At 41.5% G+C, this 13,511-nt stretch carries 10 protein-coding genes; 7 read left to right on the plus strand and 3 right to left on the minus strand.

Going from position 1 to position 13,511, the window contains the following annotated elements:
• Positions 1-3 precede the first annotated feature (3 nt).
• From PSPO_RS03060 to PSPO_RS03075, 4 genes are all read left to right on the plus strand, one after another.
• Positions 4-1,143 carry an imelysin family protein gene (locus PSPO_RS03060; RefSeq protein ID WP_010560905.1) on the plus strand — a complete coding sequence of 380 codons (1,140 nt, stop codon included), beginning with the start codon at positions 4-6 and terminating at the stop codon, positions 1,141-1,143.
• A 2-nt stretch (positions 1,144-1,145) separates the two neighbouring features.
• Positions 1,146-2,222: a DUF1513 domain-containing protein gene (locus tag PSPO_RS03065; RefSeq protein ID WP_010560904.1), complete on the plus strand. Its 1,077-nt coding sequence runs from the start codon at positions 1,146-1,148 to the stop codon at positions 2,220-2,222.
• An 82-nt stretch (positions 2,223-2,304) separates the two neighbouring features.
• Positions 2,305-3,411: a lysophospholipid acyltransferase family protein gene (locus PSPO_RS03070; protein WP_010560903.1), complete on the plus strand. Its 1,107-nt coding sequence runs from the start codon at positions 2,305-2,307 to the stop codon at positions 3,409-3,411.
• Positions 3,412-3,576: 165 nt separating this feature from the next.
• The gene (locus PSPO_RS03075; protein ID WP_040641367.1) at positions 3,577-3,825 is read left to right on the plus strand and encodes a DUF1289 domain-containing protein; all 249 of its coding nucleotides are present in this window, start codon (positions 3,577-3,579) and stop codon (positions 3,823-3,825) included.
• Positions 3,826-3,861: 36 nt separating this feature from the next.
• On the opposite strand, the gene PSPO_RS03080 is transcribed toward PSPO_RS03075, so the two are convergent.
• Positions 3,862-4,470, minus strand: a complete 609-nt coding sequence (locus PSPO_RS03080) for a hypothetical protein (RefSeq protein ID WP_148665223.1) — start codon at positions 4,468-4,470, stop codon at positions 3,862-3,864.
• A 211-nt stretch (positions 4,471-4,681) separates the two neighbouring features.
• Here PSPO_RS03080 and PSPO_RS03085 point away from each other — a divergent pair, with 211 nt between their 5' ends.
• From PSPO_RS03085 to PSPO_RS03095, 3 genes are read left to right on the plus strand one after another with little or no spacing between them, the layout of a single operon-like run.
• Positions 4,682-4,882 carry a DUF3283 family protein gene (locus PSPO_RS03085; protein WP_010560900.1) on the plus strand — a complete coding sequence of 67 codons (201 nt, stop codon included), beginning with the start codon at positions 4,682-4,684 and terminating at the stop codon, positions 4,880-4,882.
• A 32-nt stretch (positions 4,883-4,914) separates the two neighbouring features.
• Entirely contained in the window at positions 4,915-5,301 is a 387-nt protein-coding gene (locus PSPO_RS03090) for a GNAT family N-acetyltransferase (RefSeq protein WP_010560899.1), read from the plus strand.
• Entirely contained in the window at positions 5,301-9,761 is a 4,461-nt protein-coding gene (locus tag PSPO_RS03095; protein WP_010560898.1) for an EAL domain-containing protein, read from the plus strand. The genes PSPO_RS03090 and PSPO_RS03095 overlap by 1 nt, the downstream gene beginning before the upstream one ends.
• A gap of 3 nt (positions 9,762-9,764) precedes the next feature.
• Here the strand turns inward: PSPO_RS03095 and PSPO_RS03100 are convergent, their stop codons facing one another.
• Complete coding sequence (locus PSPO_RS03100) at positions 9,765-10,712, minus strand: ion transporter (protein WP_010560897.1); 948 nt, start codon at positions 10,710-10,712, stop codon at positions 9,765-9,767.
• Between the two features lie 9 nt (positions 10,713-10,721).
• The gene (locus PSPO_RS03105) at positions 10,722-13,391 is read right to left on the minus strand and encodes a bifunctional acetate--CoA ligase family protein/GNAT family N-acetyltransferase (protein WP_010560896.1); all 2,670 of its coding nucleotides are present in this window, start codon (positions 13,389-13,391) and stop codon (positions 10,722-10,724) included.
• Positions 13,392-13,511: the final 120 nt, after the last annotated feature.

The following is a 13,511-nucleotide window of genomic DNA, read 5'->3' on the forward strand; positions in this document are numbered from 1 at the left end:
ACGATGAAACTTAAAGCACTTTCTTTGCTTGTGACGGCTGCGTTACTAAGTGCATGTGGTGGTGGCAGCGATACCAACAGCGAAAAACCACCCATTACGCCACCTGTGGTTAAACTAACGAAAGATGAAGCCATGACAAAATTATTATCAGCGCAAGCTGATAATTATATTTTGCCAGCATACCAAACACTGATGGATGAAGCGGATAAACTAGATGCGGCGAGCATTATGTTTTGTGCTTATCAGGCGCCAAGCGAAAGCGAGCTAACAGAATTAAAAAATGCATGGTTAGCATTAAGCAAGGCATGGCAATTTGCGAAAGCGGTAAAAATGGGGCCTGAGTCTGAAGAATTTCGCCATTATCGCTTACAATTTTGGCCTGATAACAACAATGCCGTTCAGCGCGGTGTTGCGTCATTACTTGCGGCTCAAGTGATAGATGAGAACGCCGTTGCTAGCCTACAAGATGGTGCTCAAGGATTACCAGCGCTCGAGTTATTAATTTTTAATCAAGCACAAGATGCATCGTTACTAAGTGCAAGCAATAAACAAGATCGTTGCCTCGCGGTAATGGCAATTGCCGCTAATGTGAAAACAGTCGCAACTGAAATTTTAGCATTATGGCAACACGAGAAGATTGGTTTTGTCCTTGATTTTAAAAATGGCAGTGGCGAGTACAACACGAAACAAGCGGTGCTTGAAGATTTTATTACTAATTGGTTTGAGCTAATTGAAGTGATTAAAGATAACAAGCTCAATAATGTTAAAGGCACGCTGATCCCAGGTTACCCAGAAAAAGCGGAAAGTTACATTAGCTTATCGTCGCTTGAAAACATTAAAACCAATTTTGCAGGGCTGAAACAGGCCTACCTTGCGGGTAATGGTTATGGCTTTGACGAGTACTTAGTGGATATTCATGAAAATACACAAGTGAATGACACTATTCTAAATTACTTCGACGAAATTGATGTCTTGCTAAATGATATTGAAAAACCGCTATCGCAAGCGGTAACAATACAAGACAGCCGCAATAAACTGTCGCCACTTATCACAAAAATAGACGAATTAAGAACTTACCTCTCTACCGATTTTATTCAGCTTACAGGCCTTAATCCTAACTTTAATTCGAATGACGGTGATTAATCATGGAGCGTAGAGCGTTTATCAAAAGTTTAGCGTTATGTGGTTTAAGTTTATCACTCGGCGCTAACTTAGTTGCGTGTTCAAGCAAAGCGCAACGTCGTTTTGTTAGTGCGGCAACCAACCACCAGGGTGAACATTTTGTGGTGGCATTTGATAAAGCAGGGAATTTATTAAACCAGGTTAAAATTGATAATCGCGGCCATGATTTATTAATGCTTGATAGTGAACGGGTTGTGGCGTTTTCACGCCGCCCGTTTACCAAGCTGTTTGTGGTGAACTTAGAACAAAACCAGCTAGAGAAAATCATCAATGCAGAGCAAGGTTTTCATTTTTATGGTCATGGTGTGTTTGATAGCAAACGCAAGCAACTGATCACCACAGAAAATCATATTGAAAGTGCTGGTGGTTACTTAGTTGTGCGCAATACTCACAATTTTGCCGTGGAAAAGCGTGCACCAAGTGGCGGTATTGGGCCGCATCAATGCGCGTTAATGCCCGATGGTGAACATATTGTGGTTGCCAATGGGGGCATTAAAACACATCCAGATAAAGGTCGTGAAAAATTAAATCTAGCGAGTATGGCACCAAATTTAAGCTACATTCACCTCGACACTGGCAAGTTAGTTGAATCTGTCACTCCTCCGCATTTTCAGTTAAGTTTACGTCATCTAGCGGTAGCAAACAGTGGCGAAGTGATTGTTGGAGCGCAATATCAGGGAAATTATCGCGATGCGCATCCTTTGGTATTTAGCCATAAACTAGGTCGCGAACTTCAGCCATTGCAGGCGGAGCCAAAGTTTTGGCAAAACTTCGAGCAATACGTTGCCAGTATTGCAATTGCTGACAGTGATAATCGTATTGCAGTTACCTCTCCTCGGGGTGCTATTGTGGCGTATTGGCAATTGGATAATCATCAGTTTATTCGTCATGAACGTTTCGCCGATTGTGCGGGTGTAGCGAGTGCGCAAAATGAATTTATTGTCACAAACGGCAAGGGACAAGTAATTAACGATAGTAAAAATATGCCTATTTTTCAGTTACAACCGTTGCGGTTTGATAACCATTTAATTTACTCTTAACTGGTAAGAGATGTTAAATTTAGCCAAACAGAATAATGACAGGTAAAATATCCGACCTTTTTGTGATGCAGTAAACCAAGTTATGACTAATTCAAACGATAAATTTGCAGATATTCGCCCATATAATGATGAAGAAGTAGCCGCGTCTGTTGAGCGTCTGTTAAATGATGATGCATTTATCTCGGTAATTGCAGAGCACAACTTACCATCGTGGTTGCGTGCTATTCCATTTCTTGGCAACTATTTAGTTAAATCAAAATTACGTAACAAATACGGTAAATTTAAAACGGTTGATGAAGTTCAGCAGGCCGTTTCACGTTATCTTGATATTTTAGTTAAGCGCACAACCAGCAAAGTTACTTTCTCAGGATTAGATAAGCTTGATAAAAACAAAGCGTACCTGTTTATCTCAAACCACCGTGATATTGCGCTTGATCCTGCTTTTGTAAACTACGGTCTATTTCAAAATAATATGAAAACCGTGCGCATTGCGATTGGTGACAACCTGTTGCAAGTGCCATACATGACCGAGTTAATGCGTTTAAATAAGAGCTTTATTGTTAAACGTTCTGTTAAATCGCCAAAAGAGATGCTGAGAACGCTTACGACACTTTCGCATTATATTTATGATTCGCTTGATAGCGGTAATTCAGTATGGATTGCACAAAAAGAAGGACGAGCGAAAGATGGTAATGATGTTACCGATCCTGCACTGATTAAAATGTTGCAGCTACATGGTCGCAAACTAAAAATGGACTTTGCAGACTATGTAAAATCGATCAATGTTGTACCGGTTGCGATTTCATACGAATTTGAACCATGCGAAAAAGCGAAGGCAAAAGAGCAGTATCATAAAGCGACCTTTGGCGAATACAAAAAAGCGCAAGGTGAAGATATTGCCAGTATTATTGAAGGGTTTGCTACGAATAAAGGGCATGTGCATTTATCGTTTGGCGAGCCAATTACCAGCGATTGCGATACCCCAGATCAACTTGCTGAAACCATTGATAACTACATTCACAAAAACTACTTCTTGCACCCCAATAATTATTTGGCGGCAGAATCTGCAGAACATGAAATTTGTGACGATGCGAAGCGTGTTTACCACGGCCGCTTTGAAGGGGTTGCTCCGGAATTACATGAATTTATTAAGCAAATTTACGCGAAGCCGGTATTTAATCAAAAGTAACCAGCAAGCCTAAGTAAATTATAGTTTTAAGAAACCAGAGTAATACTCTGGTTTTTTTTGTGCAAAAAATGGTTAAACTGTAAATATGAGTGCGTAAAAAAAGACCTAGGTTTGCCTGTTTTGCAAGCAAGCCACTGTGAGTGAATGGCTGAGCAAAAACCAATTATTGAGCAAATAGAGATATTTGAAATACCCAGTCCGTGCAAAGGGGTGTGTCAGGCTAATAACCGAGGTTATTGCTTAGGGTGTTTTCGTTCGCGAGAAGAGCGCTTTCATTGGAACCAATTAACGAACGCGCAAAAAAAACATGTGATTAAGCTTTGCGCACAACGTGAAAAGCGCATTCGCCAAAAAATGGCTCAACAGCAAATCTCACCAGAGCTGGATACAGAGCAAACAAAACTCGACTTTTAGGTCTGTCTAATCTCGCCTTATCTAATCTAGATTCACTTATTTAGGGGTTTTATGCTCAAGGGTAGCTTCAGCACTTTGCATTAACTGTAGATCTAATTGTGCCAAAATTGCTTTATGTTGTTTGTGCAGGTAATGATGGATAGGCTTTTGCGACACAATGCGTTTATCAAAATGGGCTAGGGTGGCATCATCAATGTGATGCGTTAGCAAATACTCAAGTACTAAAATGCCATCAATTGTGCGGTCGCGCAGCATATGCAGCTGACTAGCAAGGTTATTATTACTTATTACCTCACCTTTAAATTTTTCTTGAGCAATAAATTTTTGTGCAAACGGGTAGCTTGGATTGTGACTAATTGTACTCAACTGCTGAATGCGACAATTCTCGCATTGTCCCTTGTTGGTAAGCAGTACCAGATTCAAATACATTAACGGAGTATTACTCGCAATTAGGTTTGGGTATTCCTTAGAAATACCAATCACACGACCAATCTGGCCATCAAGTTCTCCGAGGTTAGCCGCTGCAAGTGAGCTTTTGTGATCAAATTCAATAATGCTTATATCGACACCAATTGCTTTATAAGCAGGTGTTAGACGTTTGATTAATAAGCGAGAAACGTGTGTATCTAACGGTTTATTAAACACGAGCGTTTGCTTTATAGGGGCATTTGCCCACGCCATCTTACTCAAAAACAACAAGGCACAAAGCATGGTACAAGCATGCTTGCAGCTTTTAGTTATCGAGTTTTTTATCATTTTATGACGTAACGCAGCGTTCATTTTAGTGTTGATTGGTCAAACTTATATGGTACATTGCTACAATAACATAATATTTTATTAGCTGTATTAAAAGAACATGTCTTTCAATTTGTGTAACTTACCTCGTCAAGAAAAGTATTTAATTCAACTCGATTACGAGGCGTCGTTTTGGGCGTTTAAAGTAAAGCGTGGCAAAGCAACGCGCGATCAAATCTATTCATCTATTTTACAGCGTCCACAATCAGAGCAAGGTGAACTAAAACAACGTTTTGAACGCTATTTAGCGACAATGATGTGAGTTCATTTACGTGCCAGCAATTGGACCCAGTTATGTATCCTTTGGTTAATAAGTTTTACCAAAACTTTAAGGTAAGAGGGCGTGCTAAAAGTCATGATAGGGTGTGGGTTATCAAAGCTGAAAATCAAATTGTGGCAGCTGCAAAATTAAGCTTAAAAGACGGACAGTTTTTATTATCTGGCGTATTTACAGCACCATGCTTTCGCGGTCAAAAACTGGCATCAAGATTAATTAAAACAATCGCTTTGGATTATCGAAAACCATTTTTCACGTTTGCGTACAATCATTTAGTTAGCTGGTATCAAAGCTGCGGATTTACCGAACATGCTGCGCCAGCTGAGTTGGCTCCGTTTTTTAGCGCTTATCAAAATCAAGGGCGTCAAATCGTCTGTATGTTAGCCAATAAGGATTGTGCATAATGATTTGGCGATACTGCGTACTGGCGATTTTGTTGTGTGCTGTATCAATAAATGCGCTGGCAAACAGTAAGGCAAACGTACGTCGATTCTCGCCAAATGAAGGATTAGCGCAGTCTTATGTAACAGGTTTATTAGTTGATAAGAATGGTTACTTATGGGTTGGAACTGAAGCAGGCGTAAACCGTTACGATGGTTATCAACTATCTACTATGACAGGTGCCGAAGGGCAACTGCGCGATAAATCGATTGATTTCCTATACGAAGATAAACAAAACGATATTTGGATTTCCACTACTTATTCTGGCTTGTATCGATATAAAACCGATACCTATCAACTAGAGCGCGTGCTTGATTTTAAAAATGACCGAACTCACTCTCCAGTCGTGATGTTAGAAACCCATCAACCTAATTTTTACTGGTTGGGGCGTGTTCATGACTTAGCGTTGTTAAACAGTGAAACCGGTGAAGTGAAAAGTGTGTTTAAAATCCCAGGAGACTTTAAATACGCGTATGTTAGAGCGCTTAAATATTACAAACATTTTTTAATCATAGGCACATCGGAAGGTGCTTTTGTGATGGATACGCGCACTGAAAAAATCGTTAAACTAGAATTTTTAAATGAACCCGCAGCGCATCACGATCAATACAATACAAAGTCATTTCATATCTCGGGTTCTCAGCTTTGGCTTGGCACCGTGCAAGGTTTGCACACGGTTGAACTTGATCATATCGAGCGCTTGGTAGCTGGTGAAATAGATAAACTGAGTAGCGAACTGCGTATTTCAGATTTAAACATATGGAAAATCATGCCGTTTAAATCAGGACTAAAGCTTGCTACCAATGAAGGTGTTTATAATTACTTTGCCGATGATGATCAGCTAATTAAAAGCACAGAACTCGATAATTCCGATTTTAAGTTAAGCGACAATAGCATTGTTGATATGCTGCTTTCCGATGACGGTTCAATGTGGCTTGCCAGTAAAACCGACGGTGCGTATTTTGTCTCGAATAATAATTACTCATTTCAAAACTATAACCGCGATACCTTGTATGGTGGTTTATCCCATAACAATATTTGGAGCATTGTTGAGCATAATAAAGACATTTGGTTAGCAACTAGTGACGGTATTACGCGTTTCAATCCCTATTCTTACCAAAGCCAAACCTATTTAGAAGGTTACTTAGCTGACCGCTTAAACCATGAATTCCACGTATATAAAATGTTTAGCTTTAACGGCAAGTTATGGCTGGTAAGCACGCGAGGATTATTTACCTTTGACTTGGAAACGTTAACAATTTCAGCTGTTGAAATGCCTTTTGACAAGTACAAAGACATGTTTAGCAAGCAGATTGTGATAGGACATTTTAACGACGCAGGTGATATGTATTTTAAGAGCTTTCGCTATGGCTACTTTAAATACAATGTAGTCACAGAGGAACTAACGCAAATTCACCCCGACGTAAAAGTGATTGGTGATACATTTGCGGGGTATTTTTTACCACCGCTAGATGACAGCAAGTTACCACTGTTTTATCACAATAAAACGTTATATCAACTGATGCCGGACAACACCGTAGAGTATCGTTATACCGCGCCAGTCCCCGATGAGGTGGAGTATTTGTCGCTTGCGTCTTATGTAATCGATAACAACGGCATTCTTTGGTTGTCTTATTATGGCTACGGGTTAGTCGGTTTAGATAGCACCACATTTGAAGAAAAATACAAAATCGAAGACAGGGTTGATACCCGCGGCTCATTGTTTTATAGCCTAACCAAAGATCAGCGAGGCATGATCTGGATGGCGAGCCACAGTGGTATTTGGCGCTTTGACCCAAATACCCAACACTTTAGGCAGTTCACAGTGGATGATGGTATTGCCGTTAATGAGTTTAACTCGGCCGCAAAAATAACTTACTCCGATGGCCGCATTGTATTTGGTTCAATTAAAGGGGTGACCAGCTTTTTCCCCGAGCGCAATGACGCTAATGAACACATATCAGAGCGGGTGAATATTACCTCAATTACCCTAATGTCGCGCAAACTTGAAGCTGAGTCGATTATTCAGCAAAACTTACTTGAGCTTGATTATGACGATATTGGTTTAGAAATTGGCTTTTCTGCGATGTTATTTAAGTATCAGGAACGCGTTGAATATGAATACCGTTTAGATGATTCTGCATTAGTTAGAACGAGTAATAATAAAGTTGCGTTTGCACGAATTTCACCGGGAAAACACACTTTTTACGTACGTGCCAGAGACCCGTTAAACGGCAGCTATACCGACTTTAAGAGTTTTACGATTCAGGTAAATTATCCACCTTGGCGCTCGCCCGCGGCATTCGCCATTTACTTTATATTACTGGCAAGTATTGTGTCGGTGTGGATGTTGCGTCGTCATCGCTATCAAACGCGCTTGTTAGCTGCGCACAAACAAAGCAGCGAAAATGCCACGCGTTTAAAAATGGCGCTACAAAGCAGCCAATCTGGGGTGTGGGAATGGCAAAGTGGCCTTGGTCATAGTTATCAGCCACGTTTAGTTGATGAATTGGGGTTTGATAAAAGCGAAGTATCACTGGATGAGTACTTAGCAAAAATTCATCCCGATGATAGAGCCCGTTATCGCATTGAATGGTTAGAGTTTGTCAGCACAGATAAAGGCGAATTTGAACTTGCTTACCGTGTACGCCATAGCCAAGGCCATTGGCGTTGGTATAAAGATGTAGGTCGCGTTATTGAGTGGGATGAAGATGTGCCGCAGCGCGTGTCGGGCACCTACACCAACTTTACGCGTGAGCGTGACTTTGAAAACAGTGCCCGTTTATTTAGCGCCGCATTTGAGCATACTCGCGATTGGGTATTTGTGATGGACCGCGAGTTTAATATTCTTGCGATAAATAAAGCATTGCGCGAAAGCCATCATTTTGACCTTAAACATGACTCAGCACGCAAGCTATCACTTGGCCTAAGTGCCAAAAGGCGCACTTATTATTTGAGAGCGCTTGGTAAGCTAAACGTGGGTGAACATTATCAATCGGAAGAAACCATCACCAGCCCTAATGGCACAAAATACAATTGCTTGATAAAAGCCACAGCAATTGCGGCTGAAAACGGTGAGGTTGATAACTATATTGTGGTGATCACCGATATCAGTAGTCAAAAAGAAGCTGAGCAAGCGCTGTATTTACTGGCAAATTACGACAAACTAACCAAATTACCTAATCGCAGTTTGTTTATTGATCGAGTGGCTCATGCCATTAGTCTTAATAAAAACAGTGAGCAGCTACTGACTGTGTTATTTATCGATCTTGACCAGTTTAAGAAAGTGAATGACTCATTTGGTCATCATGATGGTGACAAATTATTGGTGGAAATAGCCGAACGCATTAAACAGGTCATTGACGGCAAGGCGACCGCGGCGCGATTAAATAGCGATGAATTTACTGTATTGCTTGAGAATATTAATAGTAAAGAAGACGTTGTAGCCTTGTGTCAGCGCTTAATTGCGGCGCTAAAAGAGCCATTTGCACTGGCGGGTGAAACCGTGAGAATTACTGCCAGCATTGGTGTTGCCATATTTCCAGATGATGAAACAACCGCTATTAATTTGATTAAAGCTGCCGATATTGCGATGTATCACGCTAAAAAACGCGGTGGCGAGTGCTTTTTGTTTTTCCAACAAGAAATGAATAAAAAAGTACAGCGATTGCTTCGTTTAGAGTCAAGGCTTAAGCAAGCGCATAGTGAAAATGAACTGTCGAATCAGTATCAGCCGATTATTGATGTTAATACAGGCAAGGTGGTTGGCTTTGAAACCTTAATGCGCTGGCAGCACAATGGTGAGGCAATTAGTCCATCGCGTTTTATCGCCATTGCCGAAAATACCGGTCTCATTACTGAAATGACAATGGCATCGTTAACGCGCGCAGTACAAGACATGCAACGCTGGTGCGAGATCGATAACGACTTTTATGTATCGATTAACCTATCGGCGAAAGACTTCCATCACCTTGATCTGGCAGAGCAAATTATAGCATTGTGCAACACGTATGAAGTGCCGTGTCATATGGTGGCACTTGAGATTACCGAATCTGTACTTATGGCTGATTTTGATAGTGCAAAAGCGGCTATGGATAAGCTAAAAAGTGCAGGTTGCCGCATTTATCTTGATGATTTTGGCACTGGCTACTCATCGCTGGCTTACTTAAAACGTTTTCCGGTGGATGTGATTAAAATTGATGGTGGCTTTGTTCGAAATATTGGCGATGAAGCAGACGACGAAGCAATTATTCGCTCAACCTTAGCGCTTGCAAAAAGTTTGGGTAAAGTGTGTATTGCTGAAGGAGTTGAAAGCAAGGAGCAGCTGTTGTTCTTGCAAGCAGAAGGATGTGAGTATGTGCAAGGTTATTACTTTTACTCACCGCTTGATGCGTCACAAGTTAAGTCATTGCTTAAGCGTTAAATGCTAAGGGATTTTATGACCACAGTTAGCACAATAATTAATGTGTTTTATTTCATTCATTTTACGCTTAATGGCACGCTCAGCTTCTTTTTTACTTAAGCCTAGTTCAAGACGCATTTCTTCAATTTGTATTTGGTCTTTTTCACAAATATCACCATCGCGCGAGCATAATGCCACGAACTGCGCAAATTGCACCCTACGGCGTCTTAATTGATCTGAAAAGCTCGATGCCAGCAAGCCGGTTGGGATTGCCACCATACCCATACTTAGCACGGTTATTACCCCGCCAAAAAAGCGGCCAAGCGGAGTAATTGGCACAACATCACCATAGCCAACCGTGGTGAGTGTTGCCATTGCCCACCACATGGCATCGGGAATAGAGCCAAACTTATCCGGTTGTTCGTCATGTTCAATTAAGTAGATACCGCACGATGCGGTGATAAGCGCCACACTCATAATAAAAAATGCGGCAAGTAATGGGCCTTTTTCTTCTCGAATACTTTGCAACAATAATTGCATTGCACGGGAATAGCGAGTCAGCTTAAAAACACGTAATAGTCTAAATACACGTAAGAAACGCAAATCAAAGCTGACGAACAGCATTAAATATGTTGGCAAAATCGCCATTAAATCAATAATCGCTAAAGGAGAGCGCAAATAACGAATGCGTTTTCGCCAGTTGGGAATAGGCAAATCGCGATAATGTTCTTTATCAACACAAACCCATAAGCGCAGCAGGTATTCAATAGTAAAAATCGCGACAGAGAAGATTTCAATTGCTAAAAAAAGGTGCTTGTAGCTGACAGCGACTTCTTCAACCGACTCAAGTACAATCGCAACGACATTGCCGATAATCAGAATTATCAACAGCGCATCGATAAACCTACCAAGTTTTAGTCCTTCGCCAGAACTTTCCAGAACTTGTGCAATACTCAGTCGTAATTGATTCACATCGACCTCTTAGTTAAGTGGCATTGTCATAATAACCGTACCTTCTTCGAAATCACGCGTGACTTTAAAGCCTAGTTTTTCCGACAGGCCAATCATGCCACCGTTTTCAGGTAAAGTAAGGCCTTCAATTTTTTGCACATTTTGGCGTTTACAATGGTCAATCACTGACTGCATTAGAATACGACCAAGCCCAAGCCCTTTTAGGTCGGAGCGCACAACTACGGCAAACTCGGCAACAAGGTTATCTGGGTCCATTAACACACGCGACACACCAAGTGTTTGCCATTTATCGTCGCGTCTTTGCGTAACGATAAATGCCATTTCGCGGTCGTAATCAATTTGCGTCATTTTAGCTAATTGCTCATGACTAAACTGTGGCATTTCACCAAAGAAACGTTTGTATCTGTCTTCTTTGGTTAGCTGATTATCAAACTCTCGATGCGCTTCTTCATCTTCTGGACGAATTGGTCTTAATATCGCAGGTGAACCATCTTTAAGGGTAATATTTTGCTCAAGCTCTTTTGGATAAGGTTTAATTGCTAAGCGTTTTGCGCGACTTGATGCTTGGTATTTTTCTAGTTCAATAGCCGCATCAAGTACTAAGAATTTACCTTGTAAAGCCAGTACTGGGTTAAGCTCAAGTGATTTGATATCGGGATTTTCAACCACCATTTGTGATACGCGAGTAAGCATAGCGCACAGAGTGTACTTGTCGATTTTGGTTGGTAAATGCTTTTCTTTGATAAACCCTTTATCGCTTGCTGCGGCAATTAAGTACTTTGCTAGATTCATGTTAAGCGGTGGCAGAGCAACCGCTGCTAGGTCAAAGTTAAGTGCGGTACCAGCTTCGCCGAGTAAAATAACCGGGCCAAAATTAGCATCTGTTTTAACTGCTATGCGCAGTTCTTGTCCGCCAGCACGGGTTGCCATTTTTTGTAGCGCAAAACCATCAATTTTGGCATCTGGGTAAGTTTCATTAATTCGCAGTAGCATATTAAATGCTGTTTGCTCTACTTCAACGCCATCGTTTAAGTTTAATACGACACCACCAACATCAGACTTAGATGGAATGTTAGGGCTTACTAATTTAAGCGCAACCGGAAAGCCAATGCTCTCGGCTAGCTCGCGCGCTTCGCTAGGTGTAAAAGCATGCTCAGTTGCAATGCAGTTAATTTGATAACACTCAAGCAGTGCTGCTGCATCATGAGTCGGTAGGTAGTGACGCTTCTCTTGCAAGTAGCCGCTTATTAGTTTGCCAGCTTGTTCAGTGTGAATATTGTCTGAATCTAATAGGGATTCTGGTGTTTGCGTTAAGTGCTTTTGGTTACGGCGATACTGAATTAAGTGCATGTAAGCCGCTACTGCACCTTCGGGTGTGCGGTAAGTGGGAATGCCCGCTGATTGGCAAACTTTACGCGCTTCATAAGCTGCCGTTTCACCCATAAAGTTGGTCATTACATACGGACGCTGCATTTTCGGCACTTTGTTTACCGTTTCTGCAATAATCTTAGCAAACTCTTCGCTAGGAGCTAATGCCGATGGGCTATGTAAAATGAGTAAATTATCAACCTCAGGTGCTTGCACTAGAATTTCGACCGCCTTTTGATAGCGCCACGGATCAGAATCGCCGTAAATATCAACAGGGTTGGCGAACGAGGTGTGCTGAGGCAATACCTGATTTAATTTAGTAATGGTTTCTTTTGAAAGTTCAGCAAGTTTGCCCGAACTTTGGATTAAGGTGTCTACAGACATTACACCTGGTCCGCCACCATTGGTTAAAATGGTCAGGGCTTCTTGTTTTAATAGTTTAGGGTGCAGTGCCAAGGTTTGTGTTGCGGCAAATAGCTCGCGTAAGTCATTTACGCGCAGCATACCGGCACGCTGAAACATTGCATCATACACCGCATCGGAACCTTGGTTGCCACTGGTGTGCGCCATAGCAGCATCTGCGCCAGCGGCGGTTTTTCCCGTTTTTATTGCGATGACGGGTTTACTGAACGCAGCAGCTCGCGCAGCGGAAATAAATTGACGGGTATGTTCAATATTGTCGATATACAGCAAGATTGCTTGGGTGTTGGCATCACGCCCTAAAAAATCGACCAATTCGTCAAAATCAATATCGCCACAATCGCCCACCGAGACAAAATATGAAAAGCCAATGTCTTTTGTTTGTGCCCAGTCGAGAATTGTTGAGCAAACTGCGGCAGATTGCGACACGAAAGCTATTTTTCCGGGCTTAGCGACCATATGGGAGAAACTTGCGTTAAGTCCGATACGCGGGATTAATAATCCAAGGCTATTTGGCCCGAGTATATTTACATTAGCTTTGCGTGCGGTTTCGATAAGTGCGTGCTTTAAATCTTTATCAATGCCCGATGCGATAATGACGGCATTTTTGCAGTCTTTGTTACCGAGCTGTTCAACGATTTGGCAGCAACGGTCTTTACTGGTGCAAATAACGGCTAAATCGGGTACTTGTGGCAGGGCGTCTATTGTAGGGTAAGCAAGCACGCCATGAACTGCCTTATATTTTGGCGTTACTGGCATAATCGGGCCATTAAAACCTCCTTGCAACAAGTTGCGCATCACCACGTAACCCGCGCGATTGGTACGGTTTGACGCACCAATAACTGCCACTGATTTAGGGTTGAAAAATTGACTTATCCTTTTTACCGTCATAGCGTTTCACCACAGTTGAGTTGTTGCTATCTTATAAAATTCATTTACAAGTATAAAGCAATAATGTTGTTAGATACTTGATATAAAACAGGGTATTGTTATGCTCAACAGGGCATAAAT

The sequence above is a fragment of the Pseudoalteromonas spongiae UST010723-006 genome (assembly GCF_000238255.3).
Lineage (GTDB): Bacteria > Pseudomonadota > Gammaproteobacteria > Enterobacterales > Alteromonadaceae > Pseudoalteromonas > Pseudoalteromonas spongiae.

What these genes read in the sequence shown, in the direction of transcription:
- PSPO_RS03060 (WP_010560905.1), top strand. Translation starts at nt 4, where the DNA reads ATGAAACTTAAAGCACTTTCTTTGCTTGTGACGGCTGCGTTACTAAGT.
- PSPO_RS03065 (WP_010560904.1), top strand. Translation starts at nt 1,146, where the DNA reads ATGGAGCGTAGAGCGTTTATCAAAAGTTTAGCGTTATGTGGTTTAAGT.
- PSPO_RS03070 (WP_010560903.1), top strand. Translation starts at nt 2,305, where the DNA reads ATGACTAATTCAAACGATAAATTTGCAGATATTCGCCCATATAATGAT.
- PSPO_RS03085 (WP_010560900.1), top strand. Translation starts at nt 4,682, where the DNA reads ATGTCTTTCAATTTGTGTAACTTACCTCGTCAAGAAAAGTATTTAATT.
- PSPO_RS03090 (WP_010560899.1), top strand. Translation starts at nt 4,915, where the DNA reads ATGTATCCTTTGGTTAATAAGTTTTACCAAAACTTTAAGGTAAGAGGG.
- PSPO_RS03095 (WP_010560898.1), top strand. Translation starts at nt 5,301, where the DNA reads ATGATTTGGCGATACTGCGTACTGGCGATTTTGTTGTGTGCTGTATCA.
- PSPO_RS03105 (WP_010560896.1), bottom strand. Translation starts at nt 13,391, where the DNA reads ATGACGGTAAAAAGGATAAGTCAATTTTTCAACCCTAAATCAGTGGCA.